Annotated in this window: 22 protein-coding genes, 2 tRNA genes and 1 pseudogene; 17 read left to right on the top strand and 8 right to left on the bottom strand. The window is 66.1% G+C overall.

The window, feature by feature from the left end; all coding sequences use genetic code 11:
* Positions 1 to 17: 17 nt before the first annotated feature.
* From ACSQ9I_RS19975 to earP, 3 genes are all read right to left on the bottom strand, one after another.
* Positions 18 to 794 (bottom strand): crotonase/enoyl-CoA hydratase family protein, encoded by a 777-nt coding sequence (locus ACSQ9I_RS19975; protein WP_436314201.1) that lies wholly within the window; start codon positions 792 to 794, stop codon positions 18 to 20.
* 61 nt (positions 795 to 855) lie between these two features.
* On the bottom strand, positions 856 to 1,410 hold the full coding sequence (gene efp / locus ACSQ9I_RS19970; protein ID WP_093109866.1) for an elongation factor P: 555 nt from the start codon (positions 1,408 to 1,410) through the stop codon (positions 856 to 858).
* Positions 1,411 to 1,548: 138 nt separating this feature from the next.
* Positions 1,549 to 2,619: an elongation factor P maturation arginine rhamnosyltransferase EarP gene (gene earP / locus ACSQ9I_RS19965; protein WP_436314200.1), complete on the bottom strand. Its 1,071-nt coding sequence runs from the start codon at positions 2,617 to 2,619 to the stop codon at positions 1,549 to 1,551.
* A gap of 17 nt (positions 2,620 to 2,636) precedes the next feature.
* Here earP and uvrC point away from each other — a divergent pair, with 17 nt between their 5' ends.
* The 3 genes from uvrC to ACSQ9I_RS19950 are packed head-to-tail and all read left to right on the top strand — an operon-like array spanning position 2,637 to position 6,087.
* Positions 2,637 to 4,598 (top strand): excinuclease ABC subunit UvrC, encoded by a 1,962-nt coding sequence (uvrC, locus tag ACSQ9I_RS19960; RefSeq protein ID WP_436314199.1) that lies wholly within the window; start codon positions 2,637 to 2,639, stop codon positions 4,596 to 4,598.
* 44 nt (positions 4,599 to 4,642) lie between these two features.
* The gene (pgsA, locus tag ACSQ9I_RS19955) at positions 4,643 to 5,209 is read left to right on the top strand and encodes a CDP-diacylglycerol--glycerol-3-phosphate 3-phosphatidyltransferase (RefSeq protein ID WP_093109863.1); all 567 of its coding nucleotides are present in this window, start codon (positions 4,643 to 4,645) and stop codon (positions 5,207 to 5,209) included.
* A gap of 35 nt (positions 5,210 to 5,244) precedes the next feature.
* Positions 5,245 to 6,087 carry a DMT family transporter gene (locus ACSQ9I_RS19950; protein WP_436314198.1) on the top strand — a complete coding sequence of 281 codons (843 nt, stop codon included), beginning with the start codon at positions 5,245 to 5,247 and terminating at the stop codon, positions 6,085 to 6,087.
* An 88-nt stretch (positions 6,088 to 6,175) separates the two neighbouring features.
* Here the strand turns inward: ACSQ9I_RS19950 and ACSQ9I_RS19945 are convergent.
* Positions 6,176 to 6,388, bottom strand: a pseudogene (locus ACSQ9I_RS19945) (LysR family transcriptional regulator); the annotation flags it as partial.
* A gap of 61 nt (positions 6,389 to 6,449) precedes the next feature.
* Complete coding sequence (locus tag ACSQ9I_RS19940; RefSeq protein WP_436314197.1) at positions 6,450 to 8,168, bottom strand: IS1634 family transposase; 1,719 nt, start codon at positions 8,166 to 8,168, stop codon at positions 6,450 to 6,452.
* Between the two features lie 54 nt (positions 8,169 to 8,222).
* Here ACSQ9I_RS19940 and ACSQ9I_RS19935 point away from each other — a divergent pair, with 54 nt between their 5' ends.
* Positions 8,223 to 8,573, top strand: a complete 351-nt coding sequence (locus ACSQ9I_RS19935; protein WP_436314196.1) for a DUF6788 family protein — start codon at positions 8,223 to 8,225, stop codon at positions 8,571 to 8,573.
* Here ACSQ9I_RS19935 and ACSQ9I_RS19930 read toward each other — a convergent pair.
* Positions 8,495 to 9,373, bottom strand: a complete 879-nt coding sequence (locus tag ACSQ9I_RS19930) for a LysR substrate-binding domain-containing protein (RefSeq protein ID WP_436314195.1) — start codon at positions 9,371 to 9,373, stop codon at positions 8,495 to 8,497. The two genes, ACSQ9I_RS19935 and ACSQ9I_RS19930, sit on opposite strands and share 79 nt — an antisense overlap.
* 74 nt (positions 9,374 to 9,447) lie before the next feature.
* Between ACSQ9I_RS19930 and ACSQ9I_RS19925 the strand changes: the two genes are divergently transcribed.
* The 7 genes from ACSQ9I_RS19925 to ACSQ9I_RS19895 all read left to right on the top strand — a co-directional run bounded on the left by ACSQ9I_RS19925 (position 9,448) and on the right by ACSQ9I_RS19895 (position 14,573).
* Positions 9,448 to 10,338: an alpha/beta fold hydrolase gene (locus ACSQ9I_RS19925; RefSeq protein WP_436314194.1), complete on the top strand. Its 891-nt coding sequence runs from the start codon at positions 9,448 to 9,450 to the stop codon at positions 10,336 to 10,338.
* 3 nt (positions 10,339 to 10,341) lie between these two features.
* Positions 10,342 to 11,427, top strand: a complete 1,086-nt coding sequence (locus ACSQ9I_RS19920) for a tartrate dehydrogenase (protein WP_436309451.1) — start codon at positions 10,342 to 10,344, stop codon at positions 11,425 to 11,427.
* Between the two features lie 228 nt (positions 11,428 to 11,655).
* Complete coding sequence (locus tag ACSQ9I_RS19915; RefSeq protein ID WP_007830705.1) at positions 11,656 to 11,928, top strand: HU family DNA-binding protein; 273 nt, start codon at positions 11,656 to 11,658, stop codon at positions 11,926 to 11,928.
* Positions 11,929 to 11,945: 17 nt separating this feature from the next.
* Positions 11,946 to 12,021 (top strand) — tRNA-Val (locus tag ACSQ9I_RS19910).
* 74 nt (positions 12,022 to 12,095) lie between these two features.
* Complete coding sequence (locus ACSQ9I_RS19905; protein WP_436314193.1) at positions 12,096 to 14,009, top strand: SurA N-terminal domain-containing protein; 1,914 nt, start codon at positions 12,096 to 12,098, stop codon at positions 14,007 to 14,009.
* Positions 14,010 to 14,039: 30 nt separating this feature from the next.
* Positions 14,040 to 14,115 (top strand) — tRNA-His (locus ACSQ9I_RS19900).
* A gap of 119 nt (positions 14,116 to 14,234) precedes the next feature.
* Positions 14,235 to 14,573 (top strand): H-NS histone family protein, encoded by a 339-nt coding sequence (locus ACSQ9I_RS19895; protein ID WP_436314192.1) that lies wholly within the window; start codon positions 14,235 to 14,237, stop codon positions 14,571 to 14,573.
* Positions 14,574 to 14,639: 66 nt separating this feature from the next.
* Here ACSQ9I_RS19895 and ACSQ9I_RS19890 read toward each other — a convergent pair whose 3' ends face one another.
* Complete coding sequence (locus tag ACSQ9I_RS19890) at positions 14,640 to 15,626, bottom strand: NADPH:quinone oxidoreductase family protein (RefSeq protein ID WP_093109856.1); 987 nt, start codon at positions 15,624 to 15,626, stop codon at positions 14,640 to 14,642.
* Positions 15,627 to 15,752: 126 nt separating this feature from the next.
* On the opposite strand from ACSQ9I_RS19890, the gene surE reads away from it, so the two are divergent.
* From surE to rlmD, 5 genes are read left to right on the top strand one after another with little or no spacing between them, the layout of a single operon-like run.
* Positions 15,753 to 16,517: a 5'/3'-nucleotidase SurE gene (gene surE / locus ACSQ9I_RS19885; protein ID WP_093109855.1), complete on the top strand. Its 765-nt coding sequence runs from the start codon at positions 15,753 to 15,755 to the stop codon at positions 16,515 to 16,517.
* Position 16,518: 1 nt separating this feature from the next.
* Positions 16,519 to 17,292: a protein-L-isoaspartate(D-aspartate) O-methyltransferase gene (locus tag ACSQ9I_RS19880; protein WP_093109854.1), complete on the top strand. Its 774-nt coding sequence runs from the start codon at positions 16,519 to 16,521 to the stop codon at positions 17,290 to 17,292.
* An 11-nt stretch (positions 17,293 to 17,303) separates the two neighbouring features.
* Entirely contained in the window at positions 17,304 to 18,248 is a 945-nt protein-coding gene (locus ACSQ9I_RS19875; protein ID WP_436314191.1) for a peptidoglycan DD-metalloendopeptidase family protein, read from the top strand.
* An 8-nt stretch (positions 18,249 to 18,256) separates the two neighbouring features.
* The gene (locus ACSQ9I_RS19870; protein ID WP_436314190.1) at positions 18,257 to 19,297 is read left to right on the top strand and encodes a sigma-70 family RNA polymerase sigma factor; all 1,041 of its coding nucleotides are present in this window, start codon (positions 18,257 to 18,259) and stop codon (positions 19,295 to 19,297) included.
* Positions 19,298 to 19,340: 43 nt separating this feature from the next.
* Positions 19,341 to 20,777 (top strand): 23S rRNA (uracil(1939)-C(5))-methyltransferase RlmD, encoded by a 1,437-nt coding sequence (rlmD, locus tag ACSQ9I_RS19865; RefSeq protein ID WP_436314189.1) that lies wholly within the window; start codon positions 19,341 to 19,343, stop codon positions 20,775 to 20,777.
* Positions 20,778 to 20,822: 45 nt separating this feature from the next.
* On the opposite strand, the gene ACSQ9I_RS19860 is transcribed toward rlmD, so the two are convergent.
* Positions 20,823 to 21,524, bottom strand: coding sequence for a Bax inhibitor-1/YccA family protein (locus tag ACSQ9I_RS19860; RefSeq protein ID WP_093109850.1), 702 nt, complete (start codon positions 21,522 to 21,524; stop codon positions 20,823 to 20,825).
* Positions 21,525 to 21,703: 179 nt separating this feature from the next.
* Between ACSQ9I_RS19860 and ACSQ9I_RS19855 the strand changes: the two genes are divergently transcribed.
* Positions 21,704 to 22,111 (top strand): GlcG/HbpS family heme-binding protein, encoded by a 408-nt coding sequence (locus ACSQ9I_RS19855; protein ID WP_093109849.1) that lies wholly within the window; start codon positions 21,704 to 21,706, stop codon positions 22,109 to 22,111.
* The last annotated feature ends 4 nt before the right edge of the window (positions 22,112 to 22,115 follow it).

Here is a 22,115-nt window from a genome sequence, read left to right as displayed (position 1 = left end):
ATTGTGCGCGCGGTCGCTCAGAACCGGCCGTGCCGGCCCGCGCCGCCGACGAAGCGGGCCGCGCCGGCCGCACCCTCGGTGGCGACGATCGGTGCGCCCAGTCGGCCTTCCTGCTGCAAGGCTTGGGCCAGGGGCAGGTCCCACTGGGCATAGGTGGATGCGCGGTCGGCCAGCATGCATTGCTGCGGAAAGGCCGCCAGTTCGCGCGCAAGCTGTTCAGCCGTCTGCCGCGCGCCGCCGTCGGGCACCACGCGATTGACCAGGCCCATGGCGAGCGCTTCGCTGGCGGCCACGGCCCGGCCGGTAAGGATCAGGTCCAGCGCCCGCCCCATGCCGACGATGCGCGGCAGCCGCACGGTGCCGCCGTCGATCAGCGGCACGCCCCAGCGGCGGCAGAACACGCCGAGCACGGCGCTGTCTTCGGCCACGCGCAGGTCGGCCAGCAGGGCGAGTTCGAGGCCGCCGGCCACGGCATGGCCGCTGATGGCGGCGACGAGCGGTTTGGCCAGTGCCATGCGCGTCGGCCCCATCGGTCCGGTGCCGCCGCCTTCGGGATCCACCTCGTTGCGGCGCGCCGGGTCGTTCACCGCGCTCAGGTCGGCGCCGGCGCAGAACACGCCGTGTTCGCCCCAGAGCACCGCCACGCGTTGGCTGTCGTCGGCCTCGAAGCGCTCGAAGGCCTCGCGCAGCTGCCTTGCCATCTCACGGTCCACCGCATTGCGCTGCCGCGGGCGGCTCATGACGATGGTGCTGACGGGGCCGTCGATCTCGGTGCGAACAGAAGCTGTGCTCATGGCACGAAGCGTACGCAAAAAAGGCTCCCTCGGGAGCCTTCCTTGTCGGCGCAGCAGGCGTTTAGACGCGTTTGCGGTATTCGCCGGTGCGGGTGTCGATTTCGATGCGGTCACCCTGGGCAACGAACAGCGGCACGCCGATCTCGAAACCGGTTGCGATCTTGGCCGGCTTCATGACCTTGCCCGAGGTGTCGCCCTTGACGGCCGGTTCGGTCCAGGTGATTTCGCGCTCGACGCTGGTCGGCAGTTCGACCGAGATCGCCTTGCCGTCGTAGAACACCACTTCGACCGGCATACCGTCCTCGAGGTAGTTGAGCGAGTCGCCCATGTTCTCGGCTTCGACTTCGTACTGGTTGTACTCGGTGTCCATGCAGACGTACATCGGGTCGGCGAAGTAGGAGTAGGTGCACTCCTTCTTGTCGAGCACGATCTGCTCCATCTTGTCGTCGGCCTTGAACACGACTTCGGTGTTGAAGTTGGCGATCAGGCTCTTGAGCTTCATGCGCACGGTTGCGGAGTTGCGGCCGCCGCGGCTGTATTCGGTCTTGAGGACGACCATCGGGTCCTTGCCGTGCATGATCACGTTGCCGGCGCGGATTTCTTGAGCGATTTTCATAATCAGGGTCTCTGGATGTTGGCCGCTCGGTGTGCCATCGGGTTCGTATATCCCTTTGACACATTCACCGCGGCGGGTTCAGCGGAAGGTGCGGCAAACGGGGCTGACCCCGGCCGGAAATCCGCAAAGCCCACAATTTTAGCTTTTTTGGGCGACGAATCGCAGCAAGCGGGTCAGAAGATCATCCTGCGCGAGCAGGCGCGCGCGCGCGGCGGCGCAGGCGGCGCCCCAGGACGCCAGCGCCGCATCGTCCAGCGCCGGCAGTTCGCCCTCGGCCATCCCGTTCCACAGGTGGTGGAAGCGGCGCAACGAAGGCGGGGCTTCCAGCCAGTCGAGGAAGGCGCCCAGCTTGGTGTGGTGGGCGTCGTCGTCCTGCGCATAGATCTGCCAGACGAAGGGCGACCCGGCCCAGAGAGCCCGCACCAGCGAGTCTTCGCCGCGCACGAAATTCAGGTCGCAGGCCCAGAGCAGGTGGTCGAAGTCGGTCTGCGGCAGATGCGGCAGCCAGGTGATGGAAAGCGCGCCGCGCCGGGCCGGGCCCGGCGGCAGGGCACGGGCCGCGCGGCCGGCGGTCACCAGCAGGTGCGTGGGCTCGCCGGCGCTCTCGAACTGCGCGAGCAGTGCATCGAGGGCCGGTGGCTCGTAGCAGAACAGGCAGACAAGGCGCTCGCCGTGCCATGCGATGCCCTGCTGCGCGAGCCAGGCGGCGCGGTCGAAGCGCTGGCGGCGTTCGAGCAGGTCCCCTTCGCGCAGCAGCCCGCCGGTCGCGGGCGTGAAGCCGGGGTAGAAGAAGTGCTTGGTCAGGCTGGTACCTGGCCCCTTGAATACGGGGGAGGGCAGGCCGTGCAGGCGCTCGACATAGGGTTCGGCCGAAAGGTATTCGAGATTGATCCACACGCGGCGTGCGCCGCCCGGGCGCACGGGCTCGGCAAAACGCGCGATCAGCTCGGGCTCGGGATCGCAGCCGAAGGCCTCGATCAGCACATCCGGCGGCGGGCCGGCGGCGGCCCGTTGCGCGGCATCCCTCCTGTTCCAGGTGACGATTTCGACGCCCTTGCATCCCCCCGGCGCCATCCAGGCCAGCGCCGACGGGTCGTCGATCCAGAGCCGCACCGTTTCACCCCCGGCGGCGAGTCCGCGGGCCAGCCGCCAGCAGACGCCGGCGTCGCCGTGGTTGTCGATGACCTTGCAGAAGATGTCCCAGCGCATCGCGAGATACTCTACAGATGTCCGAGACGCATTCCGATCAACTGCTCAGCGAGGTGGCGGCACTGCCGCAACTGCCGGGCGTCTACCGCTACTTCGACGCGGCAGGCGCCGTGCTGTACGTGGGCAAGGCGCGCAATCTCAAGAAGCGCGTCGCCAACTACTTTCAGAAGAACCACGCCGGCACGCGCATCGGCCACATGATCTCGAAGATCGCCCGCCTGGAGACCACGGTGGTGCGCTCCGAGGCCGAGGCGCTGCTGCTCGAGAACAACCTGATCAAGACGCTCAAGCCGCGCTACAACATCCTGTTTCGCGACGACAAGAGCTACCCCTATCTCAAGATCGCATCGCACACCTTCCCGCGCCTGGCCTACTACCGCGGCGCGGTCGATCGCAAGCATCGCTACTTCGGCCCGTACCCGAGCGCCTGGGCGGTGAAGGAGTCGATCCAGCTGCTGCAGAAGGTGTTCAAGCTGCGCACTTGCGAAGACACCGTCTACGCCAACCGCACGCGGCCCTGCCTGCTCTACCAGATCAAGCGCTGCACCGGCCCCTGCGTGGGCTACATCACGCCCGAGGCCTATGCGCAGGACGTGGCCAACGCCGAGGCCTTCCTGATGGGCGACACGCAGGCCGTGCTCACCCAGCTCGAGGCACGCATGATGGCGCACGCCGAAAAGCTGGAATTCGAGCAGGCGGCCGAGCTGCGCAACCAGATGTCGGCGCTGTCGCGCGTGCTGCACCAGCAATCGGTCGAGATCGCCTCCGACAAGGACGTCGACATCCTGGCGGTCAAGGTGCAGGGCGGCAAGGCCTGCGTCAACCTCGCGATGGTGCGCGGCGGCCGGCACCTGGGCGATCGCGCTTACTTCCCGGTGCACGTCGAAGACGCGACGCAGATCCAGCATGGCGAGAGCGCCATGGAAGGCGAGGAGGCCGCGCCGCCCGCCGAATCGGTCGAGGTGCAGGTGCTCGAGGCCTTCATCGCGCAGCACTACATCGATGTGCCGGTGCCGCCAACGCTGGTGTTGAGCGAGCTCGTGAGCCGCGAGCTGATCGAGGCGGTCGCCCAGCAGGCCGGCACCCGCGTCACGGCGGTGTTCCAGCCGCGCGAGCAGCGCCGGCACTGGCTCGAAATGGCGCAGACCAATGCCGGCCTCCAGCTCGCACGCCTGCTCGCCGAGGAGGGCTCGCAGCAGGCGCGCACGCGCGCGCTGGTCGATGCGCTGGAACTCGCGCCGGACGAGCTCGACAACTTCCGCGTCGAATGCTTCGACATCTCGCACACCGCCGGCGAGGCGACCCAGGCCTCGTGCGTGGTGTTCGAGCACCACACGATGCAGAACCGCGAGTACCGCCGCTATAACATCGAGGGCATCACGCCCGGCGACGACTATGCGGCGATGCGCCAGGTGCTGCATCGCCGCTACGGCAAGCTGGCCGAGGCGATGGCAGCGGAGACGGACGCGCCACCTGCCGGCGACGCAGGCGGCGTCGGCACCGATGCGCGGCCGGGCACGCGGGCGGCGCGCATGCCCGACCTGGTGCTGGTCGACGGCGGCAAGGGCCAGGTGTCGATGGCGCGCGAGGTCTTCGGCGAGCTGGGTCTGCCGCTGTCGCTGATCGTCGGCGTGGAGAAGGGCGAGGGCCGCAAGGTCGGGCTCGAAGAGCTGGTGTTCGCCGACGGCCGCGAGAAGGTCTACCTCGGTCGCGATTCGGCGGCGCTGATGCTGGTCGCGCAGATCCGCGACGAGGCGCACCGCTTCGCGATCACCGGCATGCGCGCCAAGCGGGCCAAGGTGCGGGTGGGCGGCAGCCAGCTGGAAGACATCCCGGGCATCGGCCCCAAGCGGCGCGCGCGCCTGCTGCAGCGCTTTGGCGGCATTCGCGGGGTGGCGGCGGCCAGCGTGGAAGACATCGCCTCGGTCGACGGCATCGCGTTCGATCTGGCCGAAGAGATCTATCGCGCGCTGCATTGACCGTCGACTCGAAGGCATACCTGCCCCGTGACACAATCGCCGCAATGTTCTGGACGCTCCCAACGATCATGACCTGGACGCGCATCGTCGCGATTCCGCTGATCGTGGGCGTGTTCTACCTGCCGCTGGCAGAGCCGATGCGCAACCTCATCGCCACGGTGATGTTCATCGTGTTCGCCGCGACCGACTGGCTCGACGGCTTTCTGGCGCGCAGGCTCAACCAGACCTCGGCCTTCGGTGCCTTCCTCGATCCGGTGGCCGACAAGTTCCTCGTGTGCGCCTCGCTGCTCGTGCTGGTGCATCTGAACCGCGCCGACGTGTTCGTGGCGCTGATCATCATCGGCCGCGAGATCGCCATTTCCGCCTTGCGCGAATGGATGGCGCAGATCGGCGCCGGCAAGAGCGTGGCGGTCCACATGATCGGCAAGATCAAGACCGTGGTGCAGATGGTCGCGATCCCTTTCCTGCTTTTCAACGGCACCTTGTTCGGCCTGATCGACACCGGGGCCTGGGGGCAATGGCTGATCTGGATCTCGGCCGTGCTCACGGTCTGGTCGATGGTGTATTACCTGCAGAAGGCCATTCCCGAGATCCGGGCCCGCGCGAAATGACGGGCACAGCCCGGCCGTCGGGTTGGCTGCGCGCCATGCCCGCGGTCTTCGTGCTCATCTGGAGCACCGGCTTCATCGTCGCGCGCTATGGCATGCCCTATGCCCCGCCGCTCAAGTTTCTGGCGGTGCGATATGCGCTGTCGGTGTTCTGCTTCCTCATCTGGGTGCGGCTCGCGCGCGCGAACTGGCCGGAACAGCGCACGCAGTGGCGGCACCTCGTGGTCACCGGCGTGCTGATGCAGGCGGGCTACCTCGGCGGCGTCTGGGCCGCGGTCCGGGCCGGCATGGGCTCGGGGCTCGTCGCCTTGCTGGTCGGCATTCAGCCGGTGCTCACCGCCGTCTGGTTGTCCATGTGGGGCGGCTCGATCACGCGCCGCCAGTGGGCCGGACTGGCCCTGGGCTTCGCGGGCCTGGTGCTGGTGGTGTCGCGCAAGTTCGGCGAGGGCGGGGAGGTGAGTGCGATGACCATGGGCCTGGCGCTGATGGCGCTGTTCTCCATCACGGCCGGCACGCTGTACCAGAAGCGCTTTGTCGCACCTTGCGACGTGCGGTGCGCGGGCGCCATCCAGCTCGCCGCCGCCCTGATCGTCACGATGCCCTTCGCGGCGTTGGAATCCGACAGCATCCAGTGGAACCTGTACTCGGGCGGCGCGATGGCCTGGTCGGTGCTGGCGCTGTCGCTGGGCGGCAGCTCGCTGCTCTACATGTTGATCCAGCGCGGCACCGCGACGGCGGTCACGAGCCTGCTCTATCTCGTGCCACCGTGCACCGCGGTAATGGCATGGCTTCTCTTCGCGGAGCCGATCACGGCGATGACCTTGGCAGGCATTGCGACGACGGCCATCGGCGTGAGCCTGGTCGTGCGCGGGGAAAGGTAAACCGGCTCCCACGCTCCGTCACTGCGTGTACTCGCTGCCCCCCGAGGGGGCCGCAGGCCGCCTTGGGGCGGGCCGGCGTCGGCCTGATTCAGCGCGAACGCTTGCCCTCGGGTTTCCACGGCTCGCCGCGAAAGCGTTCGATCAGGAAGTCGACCAGGACGCGCACTCGTTTTGGTGTCTTCGGGCGCCAGGGTGCGATCCACTGGATGTCGGCGTCCGGCATCGCGAACTGCGGCAGCAGTTGCACCAGTTCGCCCGATGCGAGCTGCGGGGCGATGTCCCACAGGCTGCGCAGCATGACTCACATTCCGCACATCGAATCTGTCAATAAACCCGAATTTCCGTCGTAGCGGAAGGCGGCTTCAGGGCTTGTCGAGATAGGCTGAAGCGGGCACTCCCAGCAAGCCGAGGACTCGGCGCTGCAGTTCGGTGAGTTCTGGCGGGAAGACCCGGATGACCTCGCCATGGGCCAACACCGACACGCGCTCGGCGAGGCTGAACAGCCGCAGGATGTGTTCGGTGGTGGGCCGCCGACAGGCCCGGGCCTCGGGGTAGAGGGGGAGCTGATCGATGTTGGCCGCCTGCATGCCCTGGCGCAGCTCGCGCTCGATGAGCGCCTGCACCAGCAGGGCCAGGAAGTACAGGGTGAACAGCGCCTCGATGCGCGCCTCGTTCTTCAGGAACACGGGTGCGATCTCGTGCACCGACTTCAGCTGCTCGAAGCGCTTCTCGATGCATGGCTGACCCTTGTGGGCGGTGAGCACCTGGGCGGGCGAGAGGCTGGGGTCGTTGCAAAGCAACGGGTACATACCGTCGCTCTTCTGGTCGTAGGCGATGGCATGCGTGTCCAGCGTCCATTCGATGTCGAAGCGCCGGCGGGTGATCTTGCGGTAGGCGGTGTCCGGGCCCGGGCGTCCGCGGCGTGACTGCTTGAAGCTGTGCTCCTCGCGCACCACGCGCGAGACCTTCACATAGCGGGCGACCTTGTAGCGCTCCAGGATCTGCGCGACCTGCAGGTCGATCTGCGCGGCGCCGCGCAGCCGGGCGCGGGCAGCGGCCAAGCGTCGCTTGAGATCGCTCAGCTGTTCGATGGCCGCCGCCAGGTGCTTCTGGCGGCGATGGGTCTGGTGCAGGGTCAGCAGCGTGCTCCACACCCACACGATGGTGTACAGCTCCGCCGAGGGCAGTTCGGGCTTGAAGACGCACCACAGATCCCGCGGACCGTCGGCCTCGCGCGCATTGGGCCGGTCCCACACCAGCTCCCAGGGCGGCGAGCCGGTCTGGATCCATTTGCGGAACTGCGCATCCTCCTGACGCGAGCGCGGCATGACCGTCACGAAGCGCCCGCCGGCGCGCGCGATGTGCTGCATGTTGTCGTACGAGCAAAGCTTCGAGTCGGCGACATACAGGAAGTCGGCGCGCCCGGCCAGCTCGCGCAGCGTGTTCCAGGTCTCGATATGGGTGCGCACGTCGGTGGTGTTGCCACTGGCGCAGCGGAACTGCACCGGCACGCCGCCGTCGGCGGCGGTGGTCAGGATGAACAGCAGCTGCTTCAGATCCGGGCGGTGGTCCTTCGAGTAACCGAAGGTGATAGCCGGCGCACTGCGCCCACGCACGCCGCGGCCACTGGCCTGGCGGTACTGACCGCACAGAGAGACCGACGTCGAGTCGTTGTGCAACTGCTCCATGCGCACGCCGAAGCGCTGCGCGACGGCCAGCACGACGCCGGTGAGCAGCGCGGCGCGATCGGCGTCGAACAGCCGATCCAGCGCGCGGCCGATGCGATCGTCGCTGAGTCGGGTGGCCTGCGCGGCATCGACGCCGAACAGGCCGGCGGCGAACCCGCTGGCGCTCTCCTGCTGGCGGTAGATCGGTTCGCGCTCGACGATGATCGAGCGCAGCAACACGCCCAGCGCCTGCGCATGGGAGACAGTGCTGCGGCCGTCGGCGGTGGGGACGTGGTGCTCGAGCAATTCGAGCAGACCCATGCGCGACAGGAAGTGATTGACCAGGGGTAAGGGACCCATCCGCTCGGCGAGCACGCCCAGCGCAGAGGGTGAGAGCGGAGGTTGAAGCGCCATCCTTCTTACATCATAATATATGTAAGATAGAAACAAATCAAGATCAGGCAGCGCATGACCATCCCCTCCAAGCGCAGCGTGCAACGCGCGCGCGAACGCATCCAGGGCATCCGCGCCTCGCTGGGTGAATTCGAGCTGCTGTGTTCGGGCACGCTGAGCCAGCGCATGATGAAGTGCGGCAAGCCCAACTGCGGCTGCGCCACCGATCCGGCTGCGCGCCACGGCCCCTACTACCAATGGGTGCGCACGCGCGCGGGCAAGCCGACCGCCCGCTACGTCAGCGAGCAGCAGGCGCAGATCTTGAGTCAGGCGATCGACAACTATCGTCAGGTCAAGAAGATGCTGCGCGACTGGGAGGAGAACACCGAACGCCTCATCGACGCCGTGCAACCACCCGCGCCTTGACCGGGCCCCAAACGTCCCGGTAATTGCGAGTTATTGCGTCGCAACATGTGCGGAATGTGAGGCATGATGCCCTGGCCGGCGAGGCACCAGTCGCGCACCATCTCGCCCGAATTGCTCGACAGCGGGCCGCGCACGCGCACACGCGCCGTGCTGCCGTCCCTGACGTGACGCAGCGTCCAGAGCGCGGCCTCCCGTTCGCTGCCGTCGCCGTTCTCCCGCGCCACCAGGCAGTCGTGCGCGGCCAGCGCGGCGAGATCCGCGGGCTTGCCACGCCGCTCGAGGTAGCTCGGCGCTGCGGCCAGCACGCGCTGATTGCGCGCGATCCTGCGTGTGACCCAGTCGCCGGCGTGGCGACGCTGCACCGGCCACAGCCAGAGCGCGCCGTCGTGGCCTTCGGCGCCGAGGTCGGGGAGTTGCTCCATCAGCTGCAACTGGAACTGCAGCGCGGGGTGCTGCTCGCGAAAAGCCGCGAGCGCGGGGCCGAGCCAGCGCCGGCCGAAACCGAAAGTCGCAACAAGGCGGATCGTGCCGGCCAGCTCGTTTTGGCGCTCGCCGAGCTCGTTCTCGAGCGCCGCAAAGCCGGCCAGCAGGCTCTTGGCATGCAGGCACACGGCTTCGCCTTCGGCGGTGAGGTTGAGCCGGCGCGTGGTGCGATCGAACAGGCGCTGGCCGAGCCGTGCCTCGAGCGCGCCGAGCCGCTTGGTGACGACGGAGGGCACGACGTCCAGCGCCGCCGCCGCGCGCGCGAGGCTGCCGCGATCGCGGATGGCGATCACCAGTTCCAGGTCTCCACGGTCCATTACTGCCATTTTGGAAAGTATCAATTGGCTGATTGTTGCTTGATGCCGTGCGGCACGCAACGCACAATCGGCCCGTGTTCACCTCGTTCTCCACCTTCGACCTGTCGCGCAACGGCGTGCGATTGCACGGCCGCATCGGCGGACACGGTGCGCCGCTGCTGCTGCTTCATGGCCATCCGCAGACGCATGCGATCTGGCATCGCACGGCCCCGGCGCTGGCGGAGCAGTTCACGGTCGTCATGGTCGATCTGCGCGGCTACGGCGATTCGGGCCGCCCTGCGGCGGATGCGGACCACGTGCACTACAGCAAGCGCGAGATGGCGCTCGATGCGCTGTATGCCATGCAGCAGCACGGCTTCTCACGCTTCGGCGTGTTGGCGCACGACCGCGGCGCTCGAGTGGCGCACCGGCTCGCGGCGGATCATGCGCAGGCGGTCGAACGGCTCATGCTGCTCGACATCGCACCGACCCTCGCGATGTACCAGAACACCTCGGAGGCCTTTGCGCGCGCCTACTGGCACTGGTTCTTCCTGATCCAGCCGCCGCCCTTGCCCGAAGCGCTGATCGAGTCCGATCCGGTGCGCTACGTTCGCAGCGTCATGGGCAGCCGTCATGCCGGTCTCGCGCCCTTTGCACCCGAGGCCTTGGCCGAGTACGAGCGGTGTGCGGCGATCGAGGGCACCGCGCGAGGTATCTGCGAGGACTACCGGGCCTCGGCCACGATCGATCTCGAACACGATCGCGCGGACATCGCCGCCGGCCTCAAGCTGACCCAGCCGCTGCGCGTGCTGTGGGGCGAGCATGGCGCGGTGGGCCGCTGGTTCGACGTGCTCTCGCTGTGGCGCGAACGCGCCGTCGACGTGTCGGGCGCGACCTTGCCTTGCGGCCACTACATTCCTGAGGAGGCGCCGCGCGAGCTGCTGGCCGAGGCGCTGTCTTTCTTCTACACCACTCCAAGGATCTGAGACATGAGCACCCAACGAATCGCAGTCATCGCCGGCGACGGCATCGGCAAGGAAACGATGCCCGAAGGACTGCGTGTGCTCGATGCCGCGGCACGCAAGTTCGGCATCGATCTTCATTTCGACCATTTCGATTTTTCGAGCTGGGACTACTGCGAGAAGCACGGCAAGATGCTGCCCGACGACTGGAAGGATCAGATCGGCGGGCACGACGCCATCTACTTCGGCGCGGTCGGCTGGCCCGAGAAGATTCCGGACCATGTCTCGCTCTGGGGCTCCCTGCTGCTGTTTCGCCGCGAGTTCGACCAGTACGTCAACCTGCGTCCCGCGCGCCTGATGCCGGGCATCGTGGCGCCGGTGGTCCGGCGGGACGGCACGCCGCGGCAGCCCGGCGAGATCGACATGTACATCGTGCGCGAGAACACCGAGGGCGAGTACTCGAGCATCGGCGGGCGCATGTACGAGGGAACGGCGCGCGAGATCGTCGTCCAGGAGACCGTGATGTCGCGCGTCGGCGTGGACCGTGTGCTCAAGTTCGCCTTCGAGCTCGCGCAATCGCGACCGAAGAAGCACCTCACCAGCGCGACCAAATCCAACGGCATCTCGATCACCATGCCGTACTGGGACGAGCGCGTCGCCGCGATGGCGAAGAGCTATCCGGGCGTCAAGCTCGACAAGTTCCACATCGACATCCTGACGGCGCACTTCGTGCAGCGTCCCGACTTCTTCGATGTCGTGGTGGCGAGCAATCTGTTTGGCGACATCCTGTCCGACCTCGGACCCGCATGCACCGGCACGATCGGCATCGCGCCGAGCGCGAACCTCAATCCGGATCGCACCACGCCCTCGCTGTTCGAGCCGGTGCACGGCTCGGCGCCGGACATCGCCGGCACGGGCATCGCCAATCCGATCGGGCAGATCTGGTGCGGCGCGATGATGCTGGAGTTCCTGGGCCACAAGGCTGCGCATGACGCCATCCTGGCAGCGATCGAGAAAGTACTGGCGCCGGCGAGCGGCGCACCGCGTACGCCTGACATTGGCGGCAGCGCGGGCACGACTGACCTGGGTCGTGCGGTCGCACAAGCGCTCTGAAAAGAGCCGGCGCAAAACACCACTAAAATCGCGGTCCTCGCTGGATTGCGCGGCTGAGTGTCGTATTGACACCCCGTGGACCAGTGGTTGTAATCCTTGTCGGCAGTGCGCTGCCGGCGCGTCAGAACTGCCATCCTTTTTCGTTCATCACACCCCATGGCACCGTCATGGGGCCGGCATTGTTTCTGACGTTACCTGATCAACAATTTTTTCCTGCAAGGGGTCCTTGTGAACAAAACCGAACTGATTGAGCACATCGCAAAAAACGCCGATATCTCCAAAGCCGCTGCCACGCGCGCACTTGAATCGACCATCGGCGCCATTCGTACCACGCTCAAAAAGGGCGGTTCCGTATCGCTCGTCGGTTTCGGCACCTTTGCAGTCGGCAAACGCGCTGCGCGCACGGGCCGCAATCCGCGCACCGGCGACGCGATTAAAATCAAGGCCGCCAAGATCCCGAAGTTCCGTCCCGGCAAGGCGCTCAAAGACGCGCTGAACTGAGACACTGGTTCCCGGTGGGGTGCTTAGCTCAGCTGGTAGAGCGGCGCCCTTACAAGGCGTAGGTCGGGGGTTCGAACCCCTCAGCACCCACCACCCGATGCAAAGGCGAACACTCAGTTCGCCTTTTTTGTTTGCTGTTTCGTTCATCCCGCAGAGAGTGTCCAAGCATGTTTGATTCCTTCCGCAAGTACAACAAGGTCATCATGGCGCTCTTGTTCTTGCTGATCATTCCGTCTTTTGTGCTGTTCGGCGTGGATCGCTACCAGGGCGGCGGCCAAGGGGAGAAGGTTGCACGCGTGGACGGCACCGACATCACGCGGCCGGAATGGGATGCGCAGCACCGCAACGAAGTCGACAGGATCCGGCAGCAGGCACCCAACATCGAACCGGGCTTGCTCGATTCGGACGCTGCCCGCTACGCGACCCTGGAGCGGATGGTGCGCGACCGCGTGCTCGCGGCAGCCGCTTCCAAATCGAACATGACGGTGTCCGAAGAGCGGCTCGCGCGCTTGTTCGCCGAAGATACGGGCCTGGCTTCTTTCCGTACGGCCGACGGCAAGTTCGATCGCGAGCGCTTCATGCGTGCGACGGGCCGCACACCCGAGCAGTACGAAGCCTCGGTGCGCGCCGATCTGGCAACGCAGCAGGTGCTGCTGGGCATTTCGGGAACGGCATTCGCCACGCCCGCCCAGGCAGCGGCCACGCTCAATGCGTTCTATGACCGCCGCGAAGTGCAGGTCGCACGCTTCAACCCGGGTGACTTCGCAGCAAAGGTCAGCGTGAGCGATGCCGACCTCGAGGCCTTTTACAAGCAGCATGTCGCGCTATTCCAGGTGCCCGAACAGGCGAGCATCGAATACCTGGTGCTCGACCTCGAAGCGGCGAAGAAGAACATCGCGATCAACGAGGCCGATCTGCGCAGCTATTACGATCAGAACGCCGCGCGCTTCGGTACCAAGGAAGAACGCCGTGCCAGCCACATCCTGATCAGTGCGCCCGCGAGTGCGCCCGCTGTCGAGCGCGAGAAGGCGCGTGCGAAGGCGCAGCAGCTGCTGGCCGAAGTCAAGAAGGCGCCTGGCACTTTCGCCGACCTCGCGCGCAAGAATTCGCAAGATCCCGGATCGGCGGAAAAGGGCGGCGACCTTGATTTCGTGACGCGCGGCGCCATGGTCAAGCCTTTCGAGGATGCGATGTTTGCGCTCAAGAAAGGCGAGGTCAGCGATGTCGTCGAAACCGAGTTCGGCTATCACATCATCCAGCTCAACGACATCAAGCCCGCGGTGATACAGCCCTTCGAGCAGGCGCGCGCCGCCATCGAGAACGAAGTGCGCGGCCAGCAGGCCACGCAGGAGTTCGCCAAGGCGGCCGAGAGTTTTACCGACATCGTCTACCAGCAGCCCGACAGCCTGAAGCCGGCCGCCGACAAGTTGAAGCTCACCATCCAGACCGCGAGCAAGATCGGCCGCATGCCGGCGCCGGGCGCCGCGGGCGCGCTGGCAAGCCGCAACTTCCTGAACGCGCTGTTTGCCGCCGATTCGCTTGAGCGCAAGCACAACACCGAGGCGATCGAGATCGGGCCCAACCAGCTCGCATCGGGGCGCGTGACGCAATACAGCCCTGCTCGGGCGTTGCCTTTCGAAGAGGTCAAGGACAAGGTTCGTACGCAGCTTGTCGCCGAGCGCGCAGCCGCGCTCGCCAAGGCCGAGGGCGAGGCCAAGCTCGCGGCGTGGCAAGCCAAGCCGGCCGACGCGAGCCTTGGTGGGCCGGTGACGGTTTCGCGGCTCGAGACCCAGTCGCAGCCGGCGCCTGTCATCGAGAGCGCATTGCGGGCCGATCCGGCCAAGCTTCCTTCACTGGTTGGCGTCGATCTCGGCGCACAGGGCTATGCCGTTGTGCGCGTCAACAAGACGGTGCCGCGGACGCCGTCCGCACCCGAGGCGGCGCAGCAGGAGACGCAGCAGGTCGCCCAGGCCGTGGCCGCGGCGGAGAATGCGGCGTACTACGACATGCTGAAGAGCAGGTTCAAGGCGGCGATCCTGGTGGCGAAACCGGTGGATCCGATCGTTGTCGGCGGGCGCTAGTTTTTTGCCGCTACAATTGCAGGCTCTGTGGTGGCTGTAGCTCAGCTGGTAGAGTCCCAGATTGTGATTCTGGTCGTCGTGGGTTCGAGTCCCATCAGCCACCCCAAACCCCTTTGACATAAAGCGCCGATCATTCGATCGGCGCTTTTTTTTTGGAGTTGCCTCACTTGCGGCAATTGGGATTTGAATTAGAATTTTTACTTTCCAATTCGGAGGATTTCACCGATGGCCTCAACCCTTGCCGACATCAATTCCCAGATCAAGAAGCACGACGAGCAGATTGCGCAATTGCGCAAACAAGCCGAGGAGCTGCGCAATCAGGAGCGCGCGGGTGTCATCGAGGAACTGCGCAAGAAGATCGCGGAATACGGTTTGACTGCGGCCGATCTGAAACTCGGCACGCGTGGCGCCAAGCGCAGTACGGGGGTGGTCACGATCAAGGCGGCTGCAAAGTATCGCAGTCCCACCGGTGAAACATGGTCGGGCGGGCGCGGGCGCAAGCCGCGCTGGATTACGGAGGCGCTGGCCGCCGGCAAGTCGCTGTCGGACTTCGAGATCAAGTAGACGGTTTGCTTGGTCCCTCGTAAAAAAGCCCGCATGTGCGGGCTTTTTTATTGTGTGTAGCAGGCCTTAGTTGACCATCACGAGCTTGCCTTTGACGCCGCGCGAACCCATGTGCGCATAGGCGGCCTTCAACTCCGCCATCGGCATGGTGCGGTCTATCACCGGCTTGATCTTGCCTTGGCCGTACCACTTTGCCAATTCGGCCATCATCTGCGCATTGGCTTTGGGTTCGCGCTTGGCGAAATCCCCCCAGAACACGCCAACCAGCGACGCGCCTTTGAGCAGCATCAAATTCAATGGCAGCGAGGGAATGGGACCGGCGGCGAAGCCCACGACCAGATAGCGCCCGCGCCAACCGATCGAGCGGAATGCAGGCTCCGCGAAATCGCCGCCTACCGGGTCATAAATGACATCCGGACCCTTGCCGTCGGTTGCTGCCTTGATGGCTTCGCGAAAGCCATTGGGTAGCGCATGCGTCGTGTAGTTGATCGTGAGATCGGCGCCGATGGATTTGCAGAGCTCGCATTTTTCATCGGTGGACGCGGCAGCGATCACCTTGGCGCCGGCGGCCTTGGCGATCTGGATCGCTGCCGTCCCGACGCCGCCTGCCGCACCGAGCACCAGCAAGGTTTCGCCGGCCTTGAGCTGCGCCCTGTCCATCAACGCGTGCCACGATGTCGCGTAGATCATGATGAAAGCCGCCGCATCGACATGGCCGAAGCCCTCGGGCAGCGGCATGCAAAGGGCGGCCGGCGCCAGCGTGTGGGTGCCGAAGCCGCCGGTGCCGGAAAGACAGGCGACGTTCTGGCCGACCTTCAGATGAGTCACTCCGTCGCCGACCGCCGCTACCACCCCTGCATATTCAGACCCAGGCACGAAGGGCAGCGGCGGCTTGATCTGGTACTTGTTCTGCACGATGAGCAGATCGGGGAAGTTGAGGCTGGCAGCCTTGATTTCGATCAGCACCTGACCCGGGCCGGGGGTTGGCGTCGGCAGTTCTTTCCAGGTCAGGGCGTCGACGCCGGTGGGGTTTTCGCAGAGCCATGCGTGCATGCTCGTGTCTCCTTGAGGTAGGTCTCTGGGGCAATGAATCCGGGCCATGATAGGCGGGCTGGCAGGCCGGCATTGTCCCTGCCGTGACGCATCGGCCGCCTACAATCGCGCGCACTCACAGACGACATGAAGATACTTATTTCGAACGACGATGGCTTCCAGGCTCCCGGCATCGTTGCGCTGCACGATGCGCTGAAGGAGGTGGCGGAAGTCGAAGTGGTCGCGCCCGAGCACAACAACAGCGCCAAGTCGAACGCGCTCACGCTGGCGGCGCCGCTCTACGTGCACACTGCGCACAACGGCTTTCGCTACGTGACCGGCACGCCCGCCGACTGCGTGCACATCGCACTCAAGGGGCTGCTCGACTACCGGCCCGATCTGGTGGTTTCCGGCATCAACAACGGCGCCAACATGGGCGACGACACCATCTACTCGGGCACCGTTGGTGCTGCCATGGAGGCCTACCTGTTCGGCATTCCGGCGATCGCGTTCTCGCAGATCGAGAAGGGCTGGGCCCATGTCGACGCGGCGGCCCGCGCGGCCCGGCGGCTGGTGGAGCAGATCGAGCGCGAACGCATGCTCGAGAGCGGCGCATTTCTGCTCAACGTCAACATCCCGAATCTTCCCTTCGACAAGCTGAAATCGGTCAAGGTTTGCAGGCTGGGGCGCCGCCATGCAGCCGAAAAGGTCATTACGCAGGACAGCCCGCGCGGCGAGACCATGTACTGGATCGCGGGGGCGGGCGGCGCCAAGGATAGCGGCGAGGGCACCGACTTCCATGCGACGGCGGCCGGCCACATTGCGCTCACGCCCTTGCAGATCGACCTGACCGACCATGCCAACCTCGGCCAATGGCGCGAGACGGTGGCTCGCCTGGGCGAGCCGTCCTGACATGGCGAGCCAGCGACCAGGATTCCCCGTCCGGCTCACGCCCACCGCGTCGGCTGCGACGCGCGGGCGCGCGTCGGCCGTGCCTGCCAAGCCGCTCGTTCATCACACGCCTTCGATGGCCTCCGACGCCGTGCGCGCGCGCATGGTTCAGCGGCTCGCGGCGCAGGGCATTGCCGACGCGCGGGTGCTGCGCGCCATGGGCACGGTCGAGCGTCATCTTTTCGTCGACAGCGCACTGGTCAATCAGGCCTATGAAGACACGAGCCTGCCGATCGGTCTGGGCCAGACCATCTCGAAGCCGAACGTGGTGGCCCGCATGATCGAACTCCTGCTTGGTGCGCCCGCGTTGGCAAACAAGCCCGCCGACCGCCTGGGCCGCGTGCTCGAGATCGGGACCGGCTGCGGCTACCAAGCGGCGGTGTTGAGCCACATCGCGACCGAGGTCTACAGCATCGAACGCCTGCGCGGATTGCACGAGCGAGCGCGCATCAATCTCCGCTCGTTCCGGCTGGCCACGGTCCATCTGCTGCTGGGGGACGGCATGGTGGGCTATGCGAAGGGCGCACCCTACGCGGGCATCATCGCGGCGGCCGGCGGCGAAGCGGTGCCTGAGGCATGGATCGCGCAGCTGGCCGTGGGCGGCCGCATCGTCGCGCCGACACAGTCCGAGGTCGGCAAACAGGCGCTTGTCGTGATCGACAAAACAGCGCGGGGACTGGAGCGCCGCATTCTTGAGGCGGTTCACTTTGTCCCCCTAAAATCGGGAATTGCTTGAAGGAAGAACACATGCTGGGTATTGGCAATCGGGGCTGGCTTGCCGGCGTGACGCTGCTGGTCGCGCTCTTGATTGCGGGGTGTGCCGCCAGGCGCGGCCCCGTACCGGTCGAGGACCGCGGCACGATGACCAGCGCGACGGTTGCCGCGCCCAGCGCGGCCGGTGTCCCGACCATCACCACGGACGCTTCGGGCAAGCCGCTGCCGGGCATCGAAAACTACGGCAAGCCCGGCTATTACGCGGTGCGTCCCGGTGACACGATTCGCCGCATCGGCACCGAAACCGGCCAGAGCTGGCAGAACATCGCTCGCTGGAACAATCTCGACAATCCCGACCTGATCGAAGTCGGTCAGGTGCTGCGCGTGATCCCGCCGGTCGGCGCTACCGCAAGCGCTGCGGCACCGGCATCTGCAACTGGCACGACCGACGCCTCGAGCGCCGTGACGCGGCCGGTCACGCAGGCCGCCGTCGCACCGTCCTCCGGCGCCGCAGGGGCTCCTGCGGCCGCGGCGAGTGCGGCTGTCAAACCCACCCCGCCCATCATCACCGCTTCACCTTCCGCGCCGGCTGCCACGGCATCGGGCGATGAAGATGTGGGTTGGATCTGGCCTGCGCACGGCTCGTTGATTGCGGGCTTCGACGAAGCCAAGAACAAGGGACTCGACATCGGCGGCAAGGCCGGCGATTCGGTGCTTGCTGCAGCCGATGGACGGGTGGTGTATGCCGGCGCCGGCCTGCGCGGCTACGGCAATCTGATCATCCTCAAGCACAACAACACCTACCTGACCGCTTATGCGCACAACAGGACGCTGCTGGTGAAGGAAGACCAGTCCGTGCAGAAGGGCCAGAAGATTGCCGAGATGGGCAACAGCGACGCGGATCGCGTGAAGCTGCACTTCGAAATCCGCCGCCAGGGCAAGCCGGTCGATCCGGCGCGCTACCTGCCCGCGCGCTAGGATCATGCATGGCTGCCTCCGTCCCGCGTCGCATTCCGGTCGTGCGGCGCGCGGCGGGCAACGGCAGCATCTCGACCTTCCGGCCCTACAAGCCTGCGAGCCTGCCCGCTCCTGCGGATGACGTCGTTGATCGCGCGGACAAGGGCGCGCTGCCTGAGATTCCGCACGACGCGGTGCCGGTCGACCTAGGCGGTGAAGGCGGCGATTCGCTGACGCTCTACCTGCGCGAGATCCGCCGCACCGAACTGTTCACTCCCGACGAGGAATACCAGACCGCCTGCGCCGCCCGCAGCGGCGACTTCGCGGCGCGGCAATCGATGATCGAGCACAACCTGCGGCTCGTGGTGAACATCGCCAAGGCCTATCTCGGCCGCGGCGTTCCGCTGTCGGATCTGATCGAGGAAGGCAACCTCGGCCTGATGCATGCGATCAACAAGTTCGAGCCGGAGCGTGGTTTTCGCTTCTCCACCTATGCAACCTGGTGGATCCGCCAGTCGATCGAGCGGGCGGCGATGATGCAGGCTCGCGCGATCCGGCTGCCGGTGCATGTGGTTCGCGAACTGCAACAGGTGATGCGGGCGCGCCGTGCGCTGGAAGGCGACGCCGACTTCATCGCCCGCCGGCCCGACGGCGTGCGGGTCGAAGATGTCGCGGCGCTGCTGGGCCGCGAGGTGCAGGCGGTGGCCGAGCTGATGGCGCTCTCCGAGGCGCCACGTTCGCTCGACGCGGGCAGCGAGCGCGGCGACGACAGTTTCAGCCTGGCCGACACGGTGGCTTCGGAAGACGAGGGCGGAGACCCGACGGGCGTGACGCAGACGCACGAGGTCGAGAAGCTTCTCGATCGATGGATCCTCGCACTGAGCGAACGCGAGCGCGAGGTGCTGGAAGGCCGCTACGGCCTGCACGACCGCGATCCGGAAACACTCGAGGTGTTGAGCGTGCGCCTCGGCCTGACGCGGGAACGCGTGCGGCAGATCCAGAACGAGGCGCTCGCCAAGATGCGCCGCCAGCTCGCGCGCGCCGGCGTCCAGCGCGATGCGTTTTTGTAGCGCTCGGGGCGAGGGCGCCCCGCAGCCCTGAGACAATCCGTGCATGACGGATTCGATAGAGAAGAAGGCGGCGCAGCAGCAAGCCCGCGATGAATGGCTGCACGTCGAGTCGCTCGACCTCGACGCACAAGGCGTGGCGCACAAGGCCGACGGCATGGTGGTGTTCATCGAAGGCGCATTGCCTTTCGAAGAAGTGCAGTTCAGCGTGCACCGCAAGAAAAACAACTGGGAGCAAGGCACCGTGGCCGCGATCCGCCGCGAGTCGTCGCAGCGTGTGCGGCCCGGCTGTCCGCATTTTGGTCTGCACGCCGGCGCATGCGGCGGCTGCAAGATGCAGCACCTGGATGCCGCTGCGCAGGTGGCGGTGAAACAGCGCGCACTCGAGGACAACCTGTGGCATCTCGGCAAGGTGCGTCCCGAGAACATGCTGCGGCCGCTGGAAGGGCCTGCCTGGCACTACCGCTATCGCGCCCGCCTTTCGATGCGCTACGTGGCCAAGAAGGGCACCGTGCTGATCGGCTTTCACGAGCGCAAGAGCCGCTACTTGGCGGACATGCAGGTGTGTCCCGTGCTGCCGGCCCGGGTCAGCGCCATGCTCATGCCCTTGCGCGAACTCGTCGGTTCGATGGAGGCGCGCGACACCTGCCCGCAGATCGAACTGGCTTGCGGGGACGCGCCGGACGGCGCCAGCCTCGGCGTGATCGCCTTGGTGCTGAGGCATCTGGAGCCGCTGTCCGCTGCGGACATGGCGCGGCTCAAAGCTTTCGCGGCGCAGCACGCCGGCGTGCAATGGTGGCTGCAGGCCAAAGGGCCCGAGACGGTGAAGCTCCTCGAACCCGACGGTCCCGCGCTGGCTTACGAGTTGCCGGAGTTCGGCGTCACGATGCCTTTCAAGCCGACCGATTTCACGCAGGTCAATCCGCACATCAACCGCGCGCTGGTCAGCCGCGCTTTGCGCCTGCTCGACGTGCAATCGGGCGAGCGCGTGATCGACTGGTTCTGCGGACTCGGCAACTTCACCCTGCCGCTGGCGAGCCGCGCGCGCGAGGTGCTGGGCATCGAGGGCAGCGATACGCTGGTGGCGCGGGCGACCGACAACTTCGAGCGCAACCGCTCCGCCGTGCCAGGTCGAAGCGCGCTGGCCGCGACTCGCTTCGTCGCGCGCAACCTGTTCGAGATGACGCCCGCGATGCTGGTGGCCGACGGCGCCGCGGACAAGTGGCTGGTCGATCCGCCGCGCGAGGGTGCGTTTGCGCTGGCCAAGGCGCTCGCCGACCTTCATCAGCAGATCGAACTGCACGAGGGCGGCTGGTCGCCGCCGAAGCGCATCGTCTACGTGAGTTGCAATCCCTCGACGCTGGCGCGCGACGCTGGCCTCCTGGTACACCAGGCGGGCTATCGCTGCACCTTCGCGGGTGTGGTCAACATGTTCCCGCACACGGCGCATGTCGAGTCGATCGCCGTGTTCGATCGAGCATGAAAAAGGGCCCCGAGGGGCCCTTGTTGCTTCAAGCCGAGCAGGTGCTCAGTCGCGCTCGCCGCCGAAGATGCCGAGCAAGGCCAGCAGGCTCTGGAACACGTTGAACAGGTCCAGGTAAAGCGCAAGCGTGGCGCTGATGTAGTTGGTCTCGCCGCCGTCCATGATCTGCTTCAGGTCATACAGCATGAAGGCCGAGAAGATGCCGATGGCGGCGACCGAGATCGCCATCATGCCGGCGCTGGAGCCGACGAAGACATTGATGATCGCACCGACCATCAGTACCAGTGCGCCGACGAACAGCCACTTGCCCATGCCCGACAGGTCGCGCTTGATCACCGTTGCCAGCGAGGCCATCACAAAGAACACGCCGGCGGTGCCGCCGAAGGCGGTCATGATCAATTCGGAGCCGTTCTTGAAACCCAGCACCATCGCGATCAGCCGCGACAGCATCAGGCCCATGAAGAAGGTGAACGCCAGCAGCACCGGCACGCCGGCGGCCGAGTTCTTGGTCTTCTCGATGGCGAACATGAAACCGAAGGCACCGCCCAGAAAGACCATGAGGCCGATACCGCCGCTCAGCGAGCGGGTGATGCCGGTGGCGACGCCCAGCCAGGCGCCCAGCACGGTGGGCAGCAGGCTCAGGGCGAGCAGCCAATAGGTATTGCGCAGGACGCGCTGGCGCTCTGCCTGCGGCAACGTCTGGCCGTAGCCGACGGTGGTGTCGAGGGTGTTGACGCGGTCGTTCATTGCTGAAACTCCTGATGTTCGCTGCAACGCTGCAGTTGGGGCCCATTCTAGGTGGCCGCAAGAGCCGGCCGCCACAAAAACCCGCATCCGGATGTCCCTAAAGCGCTTTCTGCCTTCCGTAAGGGCTCATGCAGGTGCGGGCGCTATGCTTCAGGGCTTAGTTCACTTTTTGCAAGACCATGAAGACCAAGTCCTTTCTCGAACTCGCCGATGTCAAGGCCATTGCCGCCGCGGCCGAAGCCGAAGCGCTCAAGAACAACTGGGCCGTGACCATCGCCATCGCCGACGACGCCGGCAATTTGCTCTGGCTGCAGCGGCTCGATGGGGCAGCGGCCTTGTCGTCGCACATTGCGCCTGCCAAGGCCCACACGGCCGCGATGGGAAGGCGAGAGAGCAGGATCTATGAGGACATGATCAACGGCGGCCGCACCTCGTTTCTGACGGCGCCTGGGGTGCAAGGCCTGCTCGAAGGCGGTGTGCCGATCGTCAAGGATGGCCAGGTGATCGGTGCGGTCGGCGTCAGTGGCGTCAAGTCGAACGAGGACGCGCAGATCGCCAAGGCGGGTATCGCCGCGCTCGGCCTCTGATCGC

It is taken from the genome of Variovorax sp. LjRoot84 (assembly GCF_964254305.1).
Lineage (GTDB): Bacteria > Pseudomonadota > Gammaproteobacteria > Burkholderiales > Burkholderiaceae_C > Variovorax.
The sequence above is the reverse complement of the archived record's forward strand: the minus strand, read 5'-3'. Positions and strand labels throughout refer to the sequence as shown.